Here is an 18,064-nt window from a genome sequence, read left to right as displayed (position 1 = left end):
GGAACGGTCGCAGACCGAATTCGATCAAGGAAATGATCGATTGAACTTGGGAACGTATGACTGAAAACTGGCGTTGAATGACCGAACGCCATGGGGGTGGAGCAACGTCCGCTCCGGAATGATGAATTCGCTCGCATTCACTTCACTCCTCGGGTGCGGGTGCTCACACAGGACGGGGGTCGTGTGCACGCAACAACGCAGCAGCGAGCGGCGGACCATCGGCCGTACTTCTTCTTGAGTTATGCACATACACCGGGGTACGGCGGTGGAACGGACCCCGATATGTGGGTCGAGCGGCTCTTCCAGGATCTCTGTGGCCATGTGATGGCCATGACCGATCTGCCCGCGGGCGCGCCCGCCGGGTTCATCGACCGCGAGATACGCTCCGGCGAGGGCTGGTCGGAGCGACTCGGCGAGGTGCTCGCCACCTGTCGGGTGTTCGTTCCGCTGTTCTCGCCGCGCTACTTCGCCAGCGAGATGTGTGGCAAGGAGTGGTACGCCTTCGCCCAGCGCGCCATTCACTACCGGGCCCGCTCCAACCAGCCTGCCGAGGCCATCGTCCCGGCGCTCTGGGTGCCGGTACCGCCAAGTCAACTCCCGGGCCCCGCCGAGCGATTACAGTTCAACCACCGCGACTTCGGGGACCGTTACGTCAGCGACGGACTCTATGGACTGATCAAACTCAGGCTCTTCGCCGAGGAGTACGAGCGCGCGGTGTACGAACTCGCCAAGCGCATCGTCAATGTCGCGGACACCATACGGATCGGCACCGGCCGCCCCGTCGACTACCGGCTGGCCCCCAGCGCCTTCGGCCCGCCGAACAGCGGAGTCGGCGGTCCCCGCCCCATGCAGGTGACCATCGCCGCCCCTACCCGGCACGACCTGCCCGAGGGACGCAACGCCGAGTATTACGGCGACAACCCGCAGGACTGGAACCCCTACCACCCGGCCGCCGCCCGCCCCCTGGCCTATGTGGCCGAGGACCTGGTGCGCTCCCTCAACTACCAGGCCACCATCTCCTCCTTCGACGAGGAGGCCGGGCACCCGGAGGGCAAACAGCCGCCCAGCAGACCGGAGATCCTGCTCGTCGACCGCTGGGCCCTGCAGGACGAGGACCGGCGCCGGCGGCTCGCCGCCTTCGACGCAGAGAACCGCCCCTGGGTGACGATGGTCGTGCCATGGAACCGCGAGGACCAGGAGAGCAGGGCGGCCGAGGCCGAGCTGACCGAGAAACTCGAACAGACCATGCCGACCAAGATGCGCCAGGGGCGGGCCTACTGCCGTGCCGCGGCCAAGGGCGTACCCAGCATGGACGCCTTCGGGCAGATCCTGCCGCAGGTGGTCGAGGCGGCAGCCCAGCAGTACCTGAGACATGCGGCGGTCTACCCACCCGCCACCGGCGGCGGACACACCGAACGGACACGGTTGATGGGGCCGATGGCGCAGACGCACTACATCCCCGAGACACATGACCCTGCGACGGATGCGGAGGACACGGATGACGGCCAGTCGTGACGGGCGCATCGTCACCTTCTACTCGTACAAGGGCGGCACCGGGCGCACCATGGCCCTGGCCAACACCGCCTGGATACTCGCCGCCAACGGAAGGCGGGTACTGGCCGTCGACTGGGACCTGGAGGCACCGGGGCTCCACCGGTTCTTCCACCCGTTCCTCGACCCGTCGACACTCGGTGCCACCACCGGCGTCATCGATCTGATCACCGAGTACGCGTGGGCCGCGACCAGCCCCGTCCAGCGCGCCGACGACTGGCACCGCGACTACGCCCGTATCCAGCCGCACGCCGTCTCCCTCACACCCGAGGCGCTCGGCTGGGAGTTCCCGCACGGCGGCACCCTCGACTTCGTCTCCGCCGGACGGCAGAACCGCGAATACTCCGCGACCGTTTCCACCTTCGACTGGGACAACTTCTACGACCGGCTCGGCGGCGGCCATTTCTTCGACGCCCTGCGCGACGACATGAAGGCCAACTACGACTACGTCCTCATCGACAGCCGGACCGGCCTCAGCGATATCGCCGACATCTGCACCGTCCACCTGCCCGACGTCCTCGTCGACTGCTTCACGCTCAGCGACCAGTCCATCGACGGCGCCGCCTCCGTCGCCCGGCAGATCTCCGAGCGCTACACCGGCCGCCCCATCTCCATCTTCCCCGTCCCGATGCGCATCGACGAGGGCGAGAAGGAGAAGGCCGATGCCGGACGGGCGCTGGCCCGGCTGAAGTTCGACCGGCTGCCGCGCGATCTGTCCGGTGATGAACTCACCGCCTACTGGGGTGCGGTGGAGATTCCGTACCGCCCCTACTACGCGTACGAGGAGACCCTCGCCACCTTCGGCGACGAGGCCGGCCTCACCAACTCACTGCTCTCCGCCTTCGAACGGCTCACCTCCGTCATCACCGAGCAGCAGATCACCTCGATGCCGCCGGTCGGCGAAGAGGTACGGCTGCGCATCCGTGACGCATTCACCCGGCGCAGGCCCGCACTGCCTGCCGATCTCTTCCTCAGCTATGTGGCGGAGAACCGGATGTGGGCCGACTGGATCGAATCCGTGCTCACCCGGGCCGGGTTCCGTGTCGTGCCGCGCGATGTGTCCGCCGAGCGGGAGACCCCCGAACCGGCGACCGCCGCCGAGAACGCGGTCCGTACCGTGGTGCTGCTCTCCAGCGCCTACCTCAAGTCGCAGCGTGCGGTGAACCTCTGGGACCGGGCCGTGGCGGAGGACCCCGGTGGTGGCCGGCGTCATCTGCTGCCGCTCAGGGTCGGTGACGTACGGCTGTCCGCGCCCTACATCGACCGCAACCCCGTCGATCTCTTCCGGCTCGACGAGGTGCATGCCACCGCCGCCCTGCTGCGCGCCCTGGACCGGCCCGTGCAGCTCACCGACGGTATGTCGCCCGGACCGCGCTTCCCCGGCACCGTCCCCAGGATCTGGAACGCGCCGCCGCGCAACCCCGGCTTCACCGGCCGCTCCCTGGTCCTGGAGCGGATGCGCGACCAGCTCGGCGGGGGCATGGCCGTGGTACTGCCCCAGCCGCAGACCCTGTACGGACTCGGCGGCGTCGGCAAGACCCAGGTCGCCCTGGAGTACGTACACCGATTCATGGCCGACTACGACCTGGTCTGGTGGATATCGTCCGAGCAGACCGACGACGTGGTGGCCGGGCTCGCCGAGCTCGCCGTCCGGCTCGGCGCCCAGGGCGGCGACGACATGGCGGCCGCCTCGCAGGAGGCCGTGGACCTGCTGCGACGGGGCGTGCCCTCGGACCGCTGGCTGCTGGTCTTCGACAACGCCGACGACCCCGAACGGCTCAGGCGTTACTTCCCGCAGGGCGGCTCCGGCCACATACTCGTCACCTCCCGGAACCAGGCCTGGTCCCAGCACGGCGACGCACTGCCCGTCGACGTCTTCCTGCGCGAGGAGTCCATCGAACACCTTCAGCGCCGGGCCCCGGGGCTGAGCGACGAGGACGCCGCCCAGGTGGCCACCGCGGTCGGTGACCTGCCGCTCGCCGTCGAACAGGCGGCGGCCTGGATCGCGGAGACCGCCACCCCGATCGACACCTATCTGGAGCAGCTGGCGCAGCAGGCCCCCGAGGTGCTGGCGCTCAACCAGCCGGCCGGTTACCCGGAGCCGGTTGCCGCGACCTGGAACATCTCCATCGAACGGCTCAAGGAGCGCTCGCCCGCCGCGGTGCGGCTGCTCCAGCTCTGCGCCTTCTTCGCCCCGGAGCCGATCTCGGGGAACCTCCTGTACAGCAAGGAGATGATCGAGGCACTGAAGCCGTACGACGCCTCGCTCCAGGAGAAGCTGGTGCTGGGCCGGGTCATCCGGGAGATCGGCCGGTTCGCCCTCGCCAAGGTCGACCAGGTCTCCAACTCCATCCAGGTGCACCGTCTCGTCCAGGCCGTCATCCGGGCGCAGCTCAGCGAGGAGGAGCAGCAGGACGCCCGGCATGCTGTCCACCGCATTCTGGCGGGCGCCCGGCCCGATGACGACGAGCCGATCGACAACCCTTCGACCTGGCCGCAGTTCGCCACCATCTGGCCGCACCTCGGCCCGTCCGACGCGCGCAACTGCAAGGAGCCCGAGGCCCGCAGGCTGCTGATCGACCGGGTTCGCTACCTCTGGAAGCGAGGCGATTTCAGGACCGCCGCCTCCGTCTGCGAGGAGTTGCGCGCCATCTGGAAGGAGTCACTGGGGGAGCGGGACATCCAGTACCTCTACCTCTGCTTCCACCTCTCCAACATCTACCGTTCGCGCGGCCGTTATGTGGAGGCGAGGGAACTCGACGAGACCACCCTGGCGATGCAGCGGGAGGTCCTGGGCCCGGAGCATCCGCACACGTACATGAGCACCAGCAGCCTGGCGACGGACCTCGGCACGCTCGGTGAGTACACCAGGGCGATCGAGCTGGCGACCGAAGCCACCGACGGGTTCAACCAGATCTTCCACGATTCGCACCCGAGGACCCTGGCAGCGGCCAACAACCTGGCGTTCACCCTGCGGTCCATCGGGCAGTACGCCAAGGCCAGGGAGATCGACCAGGACGTCTTCGACCGGCGGGTCGAGGTGCTCGGTGCGGAACATCCGTACAGCCTTTCCTCGGCCATGAACCTGGCCCGCGACCTGCGTGACGTCGGGCGGTACGAGGACTCCGTCGGCATCCTCAGCCGCACGTACGACAGTTACAAGGCGACGCTCGGCCGTGCCTTCCCCGGCACGCTGAGCGCGGCGAAGAGCCTGGCGGTGTCGCTGCGCAGGGCGGGCAGACTGGAGGACGCCCGCAGGCTCACGGTGGCCACCCGTGCCCGGTACCGGGCCAAGTACACCGCCGCCAACCCGGAATGGCTTGCCTGTGACCTCAATCTGGCGGCCGACCTGTTCGCGGCGGGCGAGGCGACCGAGGCCAGGGACACCGCACAGGAGGTTGTCGACCAGTACATGAAGGTGCCGGGGGAGAAGCACCCGTACACCCTGGCCGCCCTGAACAACCTCGGCGTCTACCTGTTGGGGTCCGGCGCGGTGGAGGAGTCGGAGGGGGTGCTGACCAGGGTGGTCGCGTCGATGCGGGAGGTGTACGGGCACGAGCACCCCAACACCCTTTTCTGCGTCATGAATCTGGCCAACGCGACATCCGCACGGGGCGACCTCGAACTCGTGCTGGCGACCGAACGGAAGGTGGCGGGACAGCTCAAGCACGTCCTCGGGGCACACCATCCGGAGACCCTGGCCATGATGTCGAACATGGCGGTCACGCTCGATGCGATGGGGCGCAAGGACGAGGCACTGCGGCTGCGGGCGGAGACGGTCGAGGAGCTGTCCCGGCAGCTCGGTGACGACCATCCGATGACCCGGATCGCCCGGGACGAGCGCCGGTTCGTGCGTGAGCTGGAACCGACGGCGGTATGAGCCGAGGGAGCGTCCGGCCGCCACCGGACGCTCCCTGTCTCTCCCTGCCTCTTCCTGTCCCTCTCGGGTCCGTTCCTCAGCAGGCAGCCGGTTCGAGCAGCCAGTTGAGGATCGTGGGCAAGGCGTGCAGCGCGTCGAAGTGCGCGGCCGCCGGTTCCACCACGACGGTGGAGTTCGGGATGCGCTCGGCCAGCCAGCGGGAGTGGCCCACCGGTGAGAACACATCCTTCTCGCCGTGCCACAGCATCACCGGACCCGTGATGTCCGCGGGATCGAACCCCCATGGACGGCTGAAAGCGATGGCGTCGTCGATCCAGCCCCATGCCGAAGTGCGCAGCCCTTCCCGGTAGTTGCGCAGCAGCATGGTGCGGACCCCGGCGTCGTTGACCACCACCCGGTCGGATTCGGTCAGCTCCCGGCGCAGATCGTCGATGAGTCTGACCGGGTTCTTCCTGATCACCGCGGACCGCGAGATGAACGACTCCGCGAGCCCGTCCGGATCGGCCGCGGCGGTGGAGTACGCCAGGACATTGGAGGCGGCCATCCCGTCGAACCAGTCGAGGCCGTCGGCACCCCAGGGGGCCAGTCCGACCAGCGCGGCGGTACGTGTCACCCGCTCCGGCATCAGCGCGGCGCAGGCCAGGGCGTGCGGGGCGCCACCGGAGCGGCCCACCACGGCGAACCGCTCCAGCCCGAGGTGGTCGGCGATGGCCTGTACGTCCTGGACAGCATCGGCGACACAGCGGCCCGGCAGCCGGTCGGAGTCGCCGTAACCCGGCCGGTCGTAGGTGATGAGCTGTGTCTTGCGCTGGTAGAGCACCATTCCACGCGGAGCCGGACCGAGCCTGCTGCCGGGCATTCCGTGCAGCAGAAAGACCGGTCTGCCACGGGGATCACCCAGACGTTCCACCACCAGATGCCGCCCGTCCGTTGCGCGCACCCGACTACGCACTCCGCGCCTCCTCCGTATGGTGCGGGCACCGCGTGCCCAAAATTTCCCGCCCGATCCGATGATGGCCCATCAGAGCACTTACCGGCACCGCGTGTTGGGAAACCGTGGAGGCGTTCGGGGGCGCGACAGTTCTTCCGGCCGGTGCCGGATCGATGTCGATCAGCCTTTGTGTGCGGTGGTGAGGCCGCCTGCGGCAACCCGGTCGCCGACGTCGTTCAACAAACCTTTGCCGAGGTCGTCCGCCCGCTTCAGCAGTCTCTCGAAATCTGTGAGGCGGCGGAAGGTGTCGGCGTAGGCGGCCTGCTCCTCCAGGGGGAGTTGGAGCACCTGAAGCCGTCTGATGTCGACGCGGGACGAGCTGGAGGCGTGCGTGCCGGCCCGGCGCCCGTTGGCCGGCGCGCGCAGGCATCCGGCGAGGAAATGGGCATCCAGCATCCCCGGGTCCACGCGCAGGGCGTACAGCTGGGGGCCCAGGGCGATCGGCGGACCTTCGTGGACCCACGCCCTGAACGCCCGAACGACCCCGGCGACCACTACGTCACCCTTTTCGGCCACGGCCTGGGCGGCGCCGGGGGTCAGTAGCCTGCTCGGGATGCCGTCCATCAGCAGGTCGGGGACGGTGAGCAGCGGTGTACCGGAGTCACCGGGTGGCGCTGTGGCGCCCGGCGGTTGCTGACCCGCCTGCAGAGTCAGGGCTCCGGCCTTGACGAGATCTCCCACGGTCGTATGGGTCCGCGGCTCCGAGTCTGCGAGGCCGAGCTTCGACAGGTGCTTCACCAAGTGGGTCAGTTCACCCAACGAGCCGGTCAACTCCTGCCATGAGGCGTCGAGTTCGACGCCGGACGGCTCGCTGCCCGATGTGGTGTAGCGGCCCGGGGTGACGTCGACCTCGTCGTCCAGCAGGTCGAGAAGGGATACTCGTACGGCGTCTTCGGGCAGTTCTCGATCCGGCCTGTCGAGCTGCGACACGGCGGAGAGCACGAAGGCGGTCAGAGCCTCCCAGTCGGGTCCCTGCTCGCGTGTGCCGGGCTTTCCGGCCCGTGTCGCGTCGATCAGGAGCGCGTCCTGGGCGCCCGGACTCGCGAGGGGGCCATCGGGGGCCGTCCGCAGAACCCACAGTTGAAGCGAGACGCTGTGGGGCTGTGCGCAGCCCGGCGGCAGCGCCACCACTGCCCTGAGCAGTCCCGTGCGCAGCAGGGACCCGCGGATGCGGCGGCCCGCCTTGCGGGAGGCGACGGCCGGAGGGAGCACGATCACGGCGGTGCCGCCGGGCCTGAGGTGTGCTGTCAGGTGCTGGACCCAGGCCAGCTCCGGCTCGGTCCGGGGCGGCAGACCGTGTGTCCAGCGCTGGTCGGTGGCCAGTTCCTCGTAACCCCAGTCGCGTTCGTTGAACGGTGGGTTGCACAGGGCGATGTCGGCTCGCAGGCCGGCGAACGGGTCGGCGCGCAGCGCGTCGGCGGCGGCGATCTCCGCACGGACGTCCCGGCCCTCGGTTGCGAAGCCGAGGCGGGCGGAGGCGAGGGCGGCGAGAGCGGGCTCGAGCTCGCAGCCCAGCAGGGCCAGACCCGGACCGTCGTATGCGTGCACCGCCGCCGTTGCCAGGTGCCCCGTGCCACACGCCGGATCGAATACGGTGAGTCCGTCCTCACCGTCGGCGATCCGGGTGTCGAGCGCGATCCGGGCCATCAGCGCGGCCAGTTGAGGAGGCGTGGTACTGAGCTGTCGTACGTGGGTGTCCAGCCACCGCTGCAGCAGGAACTCGAACGTCTCGCGCGGTCCTTCGCTCCGCCCCAGCCGCGCAGCCTCGCCGACCAGATCCCTTGCTTCGGTGGAGAGTTTCGACGCTGCGGCACGAGCCCGGGGCGCACGCATCCGGCGGGCCGCCTCGGCAATGGCGAGCCCCGACTCGTCCCGGCTGCCGAGCGCCTCGAACCGCGGCCACAGGAATTCGCGGCCCCCGGCGGTCGTCAGCTTTCCGTTGTCGCGCAGCCACCGTTCGACTTCGGACAGCGAGAACTGCGGACTGACATCCGTGCCACCGATGCGTGCGGGGAACGAGTCGTGGCGGCGGCGCCAATTGCTCACGGCCGCCCGACCCACACCCGCGAGCCGGGCGATCTCGGCCAGGCTGACCGGTACGGGGTTTGATGTGCTCATCGAGGGGTCTCCGGGATCCTTGGCGGGCTGGGCGGGTCGGCGTCCCGGTGGCCGCAGTACATTGCAGGCTACTACGGTCATTGACTTTGTTCACAGTCTCGACTTGTGCTGTCGGTGTGTGAATCGCGTGGAGGGCGGAAGGCATGCAGGCGCTTGTGCCGGGAATAACGCCGTGTGGCCGATACCCGGACCGAGATCATCGACCTGCTGCGCCAGTTGAACCTCCAGGCGTACGCCGACGAGGTTCACTTCGGCCTGCACAAGAAGCCGGCCAAGCACCCGGACATGCCGAAGCCGTCCGCCGACGCCGTCAGGAAGTGCCAGGAGCTGCTGGCGGCGCGAGGTGGTTCGGATTTCGGTGAGGGCGCCGAGAGTGTCCTGTTCTGAGCCTTCCGCATGACAGCGGGCTCGCCTGCATCACCTCAATTCATTTGGGAGGGTTTGCTGTTCGCGGCCTCGGCGACGCTGATGTTGTAGACATGGCGCCCCAGCCTCCGTCCGTGATGGCCGAGGCCGGGGCTTGATCGATTTGTTCGCTCGTGCCGAAGGCGCGAGAGCCCCGCTTCAGGTCGTGTACTCAAGCTCCGTTACGGCGGCCTGGCGCACTGCCGTGGCCAACCGGGCCACGTCGAGACAACAGCTTGTAAGAGACGCAACGACATGATGGGGGTCTCCTTGAGTACAGGTTCACGAGGGTGGGAGTGGGCAGGAGATTTCCGGATGGAAGTGGTTCGGGCAGCACACGATGGAGAGTGACACCATGTTCTGAGACTTGGTGTAGTGCACCCAACTCACATCGACGCCGCGAGGAAGTACATCGGCGGCGTACTCCAGCTTGTTGTCCAGTGCGCAGTAGGCGGCCTTGCCATCTTCGCGCTCGAACGGGGGATTCTCCTGGTAGTGCTTTGTCAGCCATGCCAGTACGACATCAGCGTCGGACCATGTGCGGTCGGCTGCACTCCGGTTGCGCTTGAGCAGCCAATGACCAGTCATCAAGGGCGGCAGGCTGGATGTCTGGAACTCCGCGGCGGCTTCGCGGTACCGGCTCCTGTCCTCCTCTTTGGCCTCAGGGGAAGGGCCGTCCGGGAACGCCGGCCGACGGTTGCCCTCACGCGCGTACGCGGTGGGGCTTCCTGTCCACGAGTACCCATGCCAGTGGCCTGACCAGCTCATTGATGCCTCTCCAAGACGTACTCGGCCGCCCCGTCTGCGCAGGGCGGCCCGCCTCGTGCGGGGTGGGGAAGGGGCCAGACTAGAGCGCCAGGCCCTGCTTCTTGGCCCAGCCGAGCGCGAAGTCGTTCAGGTCGGCCTCGGTGAACCTCAGTTCGAGGCCGACCCCTTCGGGCTTGGTATCGCGAACCGCGAAGCCGGAGGCCGCGCCGGGGATGGCCCCGACCTCGACACACGACTCGTGCTCGCCGCCGAGGTTGCCGCCGCAGAAGTTCTCGAACTCGGTGCCTTCGACAGGAAGGCGGTAGAGGTCCTTCATGGGATAGTCCTCCTGGTGCTTGTGCTGTGCGGAGATTCGGTCTCCGCGCCGTCGTGCACTTACAACCCGCCCCCGGACGGTCTTGTCGGACATCGCCGGGGGCGGGACCTTGCCCGGACCGACATGCAGCACGGGGTGGGCTACGCGCCGGTCCGGTGAATCGGGGCCTCCTGGGTCTTCTCGAAGACATCCAGGAAGCGTTGGGTCAAACCCGCCGTCTCACCGAGGTACGTGAACGCCTCGAACACGGGCGTTCCTTCGTCTGGGCGTCGGCCGAGGTCGAGCAGGTTGTAGGCCAGCCGGAACATAGTGCGTACGTCGGCGTCGGAGTCGTAGCCCAATTCCTCGCCCAACAAGAGGTTGAGGTGCCCCCAGACCTGTCGAACACTTGCGTTGATGTCCTCGCGGGTCGTGGTGGCCAGCGGCAGCGTGAGCGCGTGGGCCAATCCGTCTCGGATCGTTTCCACGTCGACGGGCATCTTGGCGGCACTGACGACGATGATTGGGGTTCCGTCTTCTCTTGTCACGCTGGTCACCACATGTTTCCCTTCGGTGCCGCTCGGCGGCGGTGCATACAGAGCTAACCGCGCAGAGTGCTGGGGCGGGTACCTTGGAAGGGAGGGCAAAGTATGAATCCCATGAATGCGCGAGGAGTTGACGTGGCTACAGCGTCCGAAAAGCAGCGCAACACCGGGCTGAAGAAACTCCTTGGCCAGGCGCAATGGTCTGAGACGCAACTGGCTCAGGCCGTGAATCGCCTCGGTACCGAGGCCGGAATGAGCCTCACCTACAGCCAGTCCACGGTGGCGCAATGCATCAGGGGATCGCAGCCGAACGAGCGAGTCAGGCCGCTGATCGGCGTAACGCCTCCTCCCCGATGATGAACGACAGCTCCGCCAGCGGGTCCCGTGTCAGCAGCTTCTGCCTGCTCAGCCGCGCTTCCGTGTGCTGGTCGATGATGTCCTCGCTGAACGGCGGGCAGTGGCCGCCGAACACGGCTCGCGCGTATGCCTCCGTCTGCAACAGGCCCGGCACCAGCATCGGGTCGTATGAGAAGCGGCTCAGTACCTCCGCCTCGATGAGTGCGAAATTGCGGAAGAACCGGGGGAGCTTCGCCCGGTCCACCTCGCCCTGGAGCACTTCCAGGACGCCGCCCGCCGCCAGCACCCGCTCCGCGGCGACCGTGAACGCCTCCTTCGCGGGTCGCCGTCCCTGCTCGACCGAGGCAACCTGCTCCAACGAGTATCCGATGGCTGCCCCCAGCGCCTGCTGGCTCAACTCGGCTCGCCTGCGTAGATGCTGGAGGAGCGTGCCGTAGGCCACCCACACTCCCGGCAGTTCGCTGTCCTCCTTCGTTTTCGCCGCCTGGCCGTTCCGCGTATCCCGCATGGCCCTCACGCCCTTCCGCTCACCCCACTGCGACTGGGCATGGTTCAACAGGAAGACGCATTCCCGGGACACGGCCCCGGACCCGTACAACGCCCGTACAAGCCCCCTACAACCAAGGTCGGCACCCGCACCCCACCCCGTACGACCATTACCGCGTACGGCCATCACACCTGGTCAGCGCCACATGTACCCACCCACGATGGCACGGTGAAGCACCAGGCAATCACCCCCGAACCCCGCCCGACCGTAACGGAGTTCAGCCTCCGCCTCAGCAGCACCAGACGAGGCGCCCGGCTGGCCCGCACGCTCGCCGTGCAGCAGCTCACCGAGTGCTGCGGCATCCCGTACGACTCCGACTCGGCCCGGACAGTTGCCCTGGTCACGGCCGAGCTGGCCTCCAACGCGATCACCCACGGCCACCTACCCGGCCGCGACTTCCGGCTGACGCTGCTGCTCCTGCCCATGCCCTGCGTATCGAGGTAACGGACGCCCGACCCGACCGACTTCTGCCGAACCCGCCCCCCACTCCCACCGATGCCACTTCTGGCCGCGGCCTCCTGCTCATTGACGCCTACGCGAACGGCTGGGGCTGCACAGTCCGCGACGCCTATACCAAGACGGTCTGGGCGGAGGTGACGACGCTAGAGGCGGCGCCGGCTCCATAGGAAAACGGCCCGGATCAGGAGGCCTTCGACTCCAGGTGGTAGGTCGTGTCGACCCAGAAGCCGTTCGTGGCCCTGGCCTTGATCTCCAGTACGTACTGGCCGGGAATCAACGACGCGATGCCACACCAGATGCCCCACGCGTAGCGCTGGGTCAGCCCTGTCCTGAACGATGCGGAGAACTCCTGTAGCGGCAACGGAATGCCGTTGAGCGATGCCGTGGCCTCTGCCACCGTCAGGGACCGAGGGACCCTCGAGTATGCCCTGGTGTGCTGCATATTGAGCACTGGGAAGAAGAGCGGCCGGTCCGAAGGGATCGCGCAGCGCCGCACCACGCGACCGCCGTAGGTGCCGGCCAGGAACCAGAGGTCGTCCGGCTGCTTCCAGGCGGCGTGCTCGCCGGTTGTGTCCTTGACCGGGCTGAGGTCGTCAGGGGCGGACAGGGCCCACTTCCACCACCGGCCCGCGAGTGCCCCGCCCTCCTCGTGGCTCGGCTTCCACGTACTGTCGACCGATTCCGTACCACTCATGACAGCCCTCCCACGTGCAGCCCCTGGTCCGGGGCTCGTTTCGAACAAGCTGACAGTAGCCAGGGTCCGGCTGGGCGCTGCCTCTCAATAGGGCAGCGTCCAGCGGCGTCACCGTGTGCGGCAAGGTGTTGCCGTGCCGCAGGGTGACTACCAGGTCCGCCTCTCAGCGTGATCGTGCTCTCCGGGCCGAAGAGCCGTGTGCGACGGCGGCCGCACGGTGGTCCGGGTCGGCCGGAGATGAGTCTGTCCGGGCCGATGGCATTGCCCAGCGGTGAGCGCAAACCTTCGGGCGGGCGGCCTCCGAAGGCCGCCCGCCCGAAGGGGCAGGAGGCATGAGGCTTCAACCGAGGTCGAGCCCCGCCGTGGGGAGCCGGTCAAGCAGGCCACCCAGTCCCGGAAGTGACGGCAGACCGAGAAGCCACTCCGAAATCGATCACCGTCACACCCACCGACAGCGGCTTCGGCTCCTCGGCAGTGCTCCCGCAGTTGACTCCGGAAGCGCTCGGCCGCCTCGGTATCCCCGCCCTCCGGCAGGGGCCCGGCCGGTCGACGTGATCCGGCGGGTCAGCCGGCCCAGACCTCGGCATCGTCGGCCGGGACGGTGGTGGCGAGCTTCAACTCCTTGCGGGCGGCGACCGTCTTGCCCGGGTCGATACCGGTGAAGGCCCGGTCGTAGGCGATGTAGAAGGCGTCTGTGTCGCCGGCCGAGGCGGCCTTTTTCCACGCGTCGGCGGTCTCCTTCAGCTGTGCACGGAGCTTGACGGTCTCCGGGAGCTGAATGCTCTTCAGGGCCGTGAGGTGAGTGTCGAGGGCGGCGGCAACGGCTTTGGCCTGCTTCTTGTAACCGGCCAAGTCGTCCTCGACCTGCTCTGCTTCGGGCTGGTTCGTCCACAGGGCCTCGTAGACGGCGTTCGAACCCTTCAGGTACGCGAGCTGGTCGGAGTTCAGGGACTTGCTCTTCAACGAACCGGAGAACGTGCCCGATTCCTTGGCGTACGTGCAGCTCACGGCCCGATCGCCCGTCGCCCAGCTCTCCTTGGTGGGGTAGTAGTAGTAGACGTCGACGCCCTTGGGCAGCGCCCAGTCGTCGGGGGTGAACTTCTGAGCCTGGGCCGGGCATCGTTCATCGGCGATCTGTGCGGTTTTGTCCTCGCCGGGGTACGCCGACTGCCCGTCGATCGTGAACTCACCGACGACCTGGGCCTCGTGCGGTTCCTTGCAGGGCACGACCTCGACGCTGAGCTCCTCGCCCTCGGGCGCCCCACTGTTCGGGTTGTAGCAGTCGCCGGTCGCGAGCGAGAAGACCGATCGCTGGCGAACCACTTTCTTGGCGCCGGCCTTTGCGTCGTCGAGGACTTCGGAGCACCCCACCGCTCCGACCGAGATCAGGGCTACGACAGCGGATATAGAGCGCAGGGAACGGGACGTGACACCGAGGGACATGACGTGAGCATCCTCAAACGGAAGGGGTGTGAACAGGTGTGCGCATCGTATGGCATGTCAGTGACAGTTCCGTGCGCAGGCACTTCGTTGCGTCGGCGGTGGTTGTGCAGGCGATATCCGGACGAGTTGTCGTTCGGTGCTCACGAGTGGCCGAGAAGTGCCGGATAAAAGTAGTGAACTCAGTCAATGACTGACATGCTTGAGGTGGTGGCGGCTTCAGGAGGGTGCTGCGTTCGCGACTGTCGCCGCGCAGGAGGCCGGTCCCCGCGTGACTTGACCCGCGTTCAACAGGGGACGGACGGAAGCCCGGCTCGGCAGCAAGGCTCCGACTCGCCGTGATGAAAAGGACCTTGATGGCCATTCAGTGTGGCGCGGATGTATACCCGGAGCGGCGTTCCGCCGGACGGCGCCAGGGAGGGACAGCAGATGAACACCATCGCTCGTAACCAGGTCATCGCAGAGGAGCAGAAGGCCGTCGACCGGGCGTACGACTGCTATACCGCGCGCCTTGCCGAGATGACCGGGACGTCGGCGGCCCAGGCCGCGGCCAGCGGCAAGGACGGTATCGCCAACCGGCTCGACGTCGTGAGGAAGGCCGAGGCGTACGGGGGACTGGGCGAGGAGTCGCTGGTGATCGCCCGTGTCGACGCGCCGGAAGATCCGGGCGAGGAGCCCCGCCCCTGGTACGTAGGCCGCCGTGCCGTATCCGATGTCCGGACCCGCGACACCGTCGTCGTGCTGTGGACCAGCCCGCTGGCCACGAAGTGGTTCGAGGCGCAGCCGCACACGCCGGGCGATGTCGTCCTGCGGCGGCAACTACGCTGCGCACAGCAGGTCGTTGAGGACTACTTCGACGACATCGCCTCGGCGACTCCCGTGCCCGTCGCCCCTGTGCTGGAAACCGTCCCGGAACCGCGGCCCGCCGGGGACGACGCGATCACGGCGGAGCCCGCCACCGCCGACGAGGCCGGGGCGGAAGCACCGCCCCGAGCCGCGAAGCAGCCGGAATCCGGCGAGCACGGAAAACGTACATCGGCCCACACGCCCGCCGACGTGGCCCGGTTCCAGCGCCGCAAGCCCCTGCAACCGGACGACTTCCTGCTCCGCGAGCTCCAGCGCTCGCGCAGCGGCCGCATGCGGGACATCGTCGAGACCATCCGTCGCGACCAGTTGGACCTGGTCACTGGTTCCCCGTCCGACATCCTCGTCGTGCAGGGCGGCCCGGGCACGGGCAAGTCCGCCGTGGGTCTGCACCGCGTGACCTGGCTCGTCAACAACGACCACTTCAAGGCCCAGGACATCCTCGTCATCGGCCCGCACCAGCGGTTTCTCGACTACGTCGGCCAGGTCCTGCCCACTCTCGGTACCCGCGAGGTCAACGCCGTTCAGCTCTCCCGCCTGTGGGACGGCGAGATCCTCGGCACCGACACTCCGCGGGCGCGGCTGGTGAAGTCCGACGAGCGTATGGCGGCCGTCCTGCGGCGCCGCGTCGAGCACGAGTGTCGCCCCGAGGCCCTCGACGGCCACCTCACCCCACCCTCCTTCGAGGACGACGAACCGGCGTTCACCGTCACCGCCGGCAGCACGACCCTGCGCGTCCCGCGCTCGGAGGTCCGCGCGCTCTTCGATGAGGTGCGCGGCGGTGATGGCGCCCACCGCGAGCGCCGCGACCGCTTCCGCAGCCTGCTCGTCGACCGGCTGCTGCGGGAACTCGTCGCCCTCGCCCCGCGTCGCGGCGCGGACGGCACGATCCGCCGCAGTCTGGAACGCAACCGCCGGGTGGAGCGCCTCCTCGAACGTGTCTGGCCCTCGCCGGGCGCCCGGGAGGCCCTGCGCAGCCTCTACGACTCGCCCGACCTCCTGCGCGCTTGTGCCGACGGCCTCCTCGACGAGGAGGAGCAGGCTGCTCTGCACCGTTCTCGGGCCGACAAGGCCGAGGACGAGCTGTGGACCCTGGACGACCGTGTCTGCCTGGAAGAACTCCGCTACCTCATCACGGGCGAGACGACGCGGCGCTACGGCCACATCGTCGTCGACGAGGCCCAGGACCTCACCCCCATGCAGGCCCGCGCCCTGCGCCGTCGCGTCGCGAGGGGCGGCTCGATGACCGTCCTCGGTGACCTCGCCCAGGCCACCGGCCCTTATCCGTACGCCGGGTGGGACCGCCTGGGCACGCTCCTGTCCGACCACGGTGACTGGCGCGTGGAAGAGCTGACCACCAGCTACCGCGTACCCGCCGAGATCATGGAGTTCGTCGCCCCCCTGGCCCATGCGGTCGCCCCCTCGCTGCCCTACCCGCGGGCCGTGCGCGAGGCCGGTGGGGAGGCGGTACGCACGATCGCGACCGAGCCGTGGAAGCTGCTCGGCGACACCGTTTCCCAGGCTGTCCGCCTCGTCGGCACCAGCGACGGGCGTACGTTGCGATCCGTGGCCGTGATCGTTCCCGACGACTCCGGCTGGCTCGACGAGATCGGCCGCCACCTGGAGGCCGACGGCATCAGCGAACAGGAACGCGCGGCGGTGTCCGTCCTGGCCGCTGCCCAGGCCAAGGGCATGGAGTACGACCACGTCCTCGTCGTCGAGCCTGCCACCATCGCCGACCGCGGCCCGTCCGGCCTGCGCCAGCTCTACATCGCGCTGACCCGCAGCACCCAGAGCCTGACCGTCCTGCACACCGCGCCGCTCCCCAAGGCCCTGACGGACACCGCCGACACCACGAAGCAGCCGCTCCGCGCCATCGACGCCGACCCCGGCTTCACCGACCCGGGCTTCACCGACCCCGGCAGCAGCACCGACACCGGTGCTGCCCCGGTGGCGGAGGGAGATATTCCGGAGATCGGCACCGACATCCGGGTCCGGGTGATCGGCCACACCACCGGTGGCAACTACAAGGTCGAGGCCGTCTCGCCCGGCACGGACCGCCCGCTGCTCATGGCCGTGCGCCACGGCTCCACTCCTCCCGCCCCAGGCGCGCAGCTGGATGCCTGGGTGCTCCGCCACGCCTCCAGCGTCAGCTTCGTCACGGTCGACGAACGGGGCCGCCGGCCCATCTCGCCCACGATGGCCACGCGGTACGCGGACGCGCTCGGCGTCGTCGAGGAGCTGGCCGACGGGAACGTCCCCGATGACGTCCGCGCCCGGCTCTCGGAGCTCAAGGGCATGGCCAACCGCTGCCTGCGGCTGGACCAGCACGACTGGCTGGACGTCTGGCGCGTACTCGGCTCCCCGGACAGGCCACGCCTGAACCTGCTGCGGGACCTGGCGGCCAACGCCAACCGCGCGTCGGCCTCCGGCACACCGGACCTGGACCGGTTCCGGGCCGAGCTGGAGCTCAGCGGCTGGGCCGAAGACCTGGCCGAGGCGCGGCGGACCATCGAGCGGCGCATCGGCGCCGCAGCCGACCCTGCGGCCAAGGACGAGCAGGACCGCGCAACTCCCGCGCACCGGTCCGGGACACCCGCTCCGTCCGCACAACTCGGTGCACGCGAGGTGCCCGGGCAGTCCGAGCCGAAGGAATCCGAACCCATGACCACCACCGCAGCCGCCCCCACCACATCGAACGAGGCGGATCCGAGCGCGGGCTTCCGTCACGTCCTGGAGACCTCGGTCGCGGTGGACCGCACCTGCAAGACCCATGAGGCGGTGCGCTTCGAACTGATGGCAGCCCTCCTGCGGGCGGACCGGCAGCCGAAGTCCGACTCCCCGGTGGCCGACGTCGACTGCGTGACCGAGGACGGTCATGTGCTCTACGAAGTACTCGGCGCCGGCCTCTCCACGTACGCCGACCTTCGCTCGGGAGCGGCCCGCCTCCACGAGGTCAACCACACCCTGATCACGCCTGCCGACCGCCTCTGCCTCGTCCTGGCCGGGCCCCCTGCCGAGGACTGGTCGGCCGCCACCGTCCACGACATCTTCGGCGTCCACGTTCTGTGGCGCACCCCGCAGGGCTGGGCCGGCCGGGACGCCGACACCGCCCTGGGTGCCGGCCCCGCTTGAGCGGGAACGACGGGC

General features: G+C 68.6%; 12 protein-coding genes and 2 pseudogenes. 6 read left to right on the top strand and 8 right to left on the bottom strand.

Going from position 1 to position 18,064, the window contains the following annotated elements; translation table 11 throughout:
• The first annotated feature begins 159 nt into the window (after positions 1-159).
• Positions 160-1,515, top strand: a complete 1,356-nt coding sequence (fsxC, locus tag ACZ3IC_RS25540) for an FxsC protein (protein WP_467419700.1) — start codon at positions 160-162, stop codon at positions 1,513-1,515.
• Positions 1,499-5,431, top strand: coding sequence for an FxSxx-COOH system tetratricopeptide repeat protein (gene fxsT / locus ACZ3IC_RS25535; protein WP_467419602.1), 3,933 nt, complete (start codon positions 1,499-1,501; stop codon positions 5,429-5,431). The genes fsxC and fxsT overlap by 17 nt, the downstream gene beginning before the upstream one ends.
• A gap of 76 nt (positions 5,432-5,507) precedes the next feature.
• On the opposite strand, the gene ACZ3IC_RS25530 is transcribed toward fxsT, so the two are convergent.
• Together ACZ3IC_RS25530 and ACZ3IC_RS25525 are read right to left on the bottom strand one after the other, a co-directional pair.
• Positions 5,508-6,383: an alpha/beta fold hydrolase gene (locus ACZ3IC_RS25530; RefSeq protein ID WP_467419601.1), complete on the bottom strand. Its 876-nt coding sequence runs from the start codon at positions 6,381-6,383 to the stop codon at positions 5,508-5,510.
• A 159-nt stretch (positions 6,384-6,542) separates the two neighbouring features.
• Complete coding sequence (locus ACZ3IC_RS25525; RefSeq protein WP_467419598.1) at positions 6,543-8,540, bottom strand: N-6 DNA methylase; 1,998 nt, start codon at positions 8,538-8,540, stop codon at positions 6,543-6,545.
• 174 nt (positions 8,541-8,714) lie between these two features.
• On the opposite strand from ACZ3IC_RS25525, the gene ACZ3IC_RS25520 reads away from it, so the two are divergent.
• Entirely contained in the window at positions 8,715-8,927 is a 213-nt protein-coding gene (locus tag ACZ3IC_RS25520) for a hypothetical protein (protein WP_467419596.1), read from the top strand.
• Positions 8,928-9,227: 300 nt separating this feature from the next.
• Here the strand turns inward: ACZ3IC_RS25520 and ACZ3IC_RS25515 are convergent, their stop codons facing one another.
• The 4 genes and pseudogenes from ACZ3IC_RS25515 to ACZ3IC_RS25500 all read right to left on the bottom strand — a co-directional run.
• Complete coding sequence (locus ACZ3IC_RS25515) at positions 9,228-9,533, bottom strand: hypothetical protein (RefSeq protein WP_467419697.1); 306 nt, start codon at positions 9,531-9,533, stop codon at positions 9,228-9,230.
• A gap of 259 nt (positions 9,534-9,792) precedes the next feature.
• Positions 9,793-10,029, bottom strand: a complete 237-nt coding sequence (locus tag ACZ3IC_RS25510) for a DUF397 domain-containing protein (RefSeq protein ID WP_467419593.1) — start codon at positions 10,027-10,029, stop codon at positions 9,793-9,795.
• A 140-nt stretch (positions 10,030-10,169) separates the two neighbouring features.
• Positions 10,170-10,565 (bottom strand): hypothetical protein, encoded by a 396-nt coding sequence (locus ACZ3IC_RS25505; RefSeq protein ID WP_467419591.1) that lies wholly within the window; start codon positions 10,563-10,565, stop codon positions 10,170-10,172.
• A gap of 322 nt (positions 10,566-10,887) precedes the next feature.
• Positions 10,888-11,418 (bottom strand): annotated as a pseudogene (locus ACZ3IC_RS25500) (Scr1 family TA system antitoxin-like transcriptional regulator); the annotation flags it as partial.
• A 207-nt stretch (positions 11,419-11,625) separates the two neighbouring features.
• Between ACZ3IC_RS25500 and ACZ3IC_RS25495 the strand changes: the two are divergent.
• Positions 11,626-12,083 (top strand): annotated as a pseudogene (locus ACZ3IC_RS25495) (ATP-binding protein).
• 14 nt (positions 12,084-12,097) lie between these two features.
• Here ACZ3IC_RS25495 and ACZ3IC_RS25490 read toward each other — a convergent pair.
• Positions 12,098-12,610 carry a hypothetical protein gene (locus tag ACZ3IC_RS25490; RefSeq protein WP_467419589.1) on the bottom strand — a complete coding sequence of 171 codons (513 nt, stop codon included), beginning with the start codon at positions 12,608-12,610 and terminating at the stop codon, positions 12,098-12,100.
• 399 nt (positions 12,611-13,009) lie between these two features.
• Between ACZ3IC_RS25490 and ACZ3IC_RS25485 the strand changes: the two genes are divergently transcribed.
• Positions 13,010-13,165, top strand: coding sequence for a hypothetical protein (locus ACZ3IC_RS25485; protein ID WP_467419587.1), 156 nt, complete (start codon positions 13,010-13,012; stop codon positions 13,163-13,165).
• 9 nt (positions 13,166-13,174) lie between these two features.
• Here the strand turns inward: ACZ3IC_RS25485 and ACZ3IC_RS25480 are convergent, their stop codons facing one another.
• Entirely contained in the window at positions 13,175-14,053 is an 879-nt protein-coding gene (locus ACZ3IC_RS25480; protein WP_467419584.1) for a septum formation family protein, read from the bottom strand.
• A gap of 426 nt (positions 14,054-14,479) precedes the next feature.
• Between ACZ3IC_RS25480 and ACZ3IC_RS25475 the strand changes: the two genes are divergently transcribed.
• Entirely contained in the window at positions 14,480-18,049 is a 3,570-nt protein-coding gene (locus ACZ3IC_RS25475; RefSeq protein ID WP_467419583.1) for a HelD family protein, read from the top strand.
• Positions 18,050-18,064: the final 15 nt, after the last annotated feature.

The sequence above is a fragment of the Streptomyces sp. NPDC002958 genome, from assembly GCF_055563255.1.
The sequence above is the reverse complement of the archived record's forward strand: the minus strand, read 5'-3'. Positions and strand labels throughout refer to the sequence as shown.

Bases quoted from the DNA above. Each gene is read 5' to 3' on its own strand.
- fxsT (WP_467419602.1), top strand. From the start codon at position 1,499: ATGACGGCCAGTCGTGACGGGCGCATCGTCACCTTCTACTCGTACAAG.
- ACZ3IC_RS25525 (WP_467419598.1), bottom strand. From the start codon at position 8,540: ATGAGCACATCAAACCCCGTACCGGTCAGCCTGGCCGAGATCGCCCGG.
- ACZ3IC_RS25515 (WP_467419697.1), bottom strand. From the start codon at position 9,533: ATGACTGGTCATTGGCTGCTCAAGCGCAACCGGAGTGCAGCCGACCGC.
- ACZ3IC_RS25510 (WP_467419593.1), bottom strand. From the start codon at position 10,029: ATGAAGGACCTCTACCGCCTTCCTGTCGAAGGCACCGAGTTCGAGAAC.
- ACZ3IC_RS25490 (WP_467419589.1), bottom strand. From the start codon at position 12,610: ATGAGTGGTACGGAATCGGTCGACAGTACGTGGAAGCCGAGCCACGAG.
- ACZ3IC_RS25480 (WP_467419584.1), bottom strand. From the start codon at position 14,053: ATGTCCCTCGGTGTCACGTCCCGTTCCCTGCGCTCTATATCCGCTGTC.
- ACZ3IC_RS25475 (WP_467419583.1), top strand. From the start codon at position 14,480: ATGAACACCATCGCTCGTAACCAGGTCATCGCAGAGGAGCAGAAGGCC.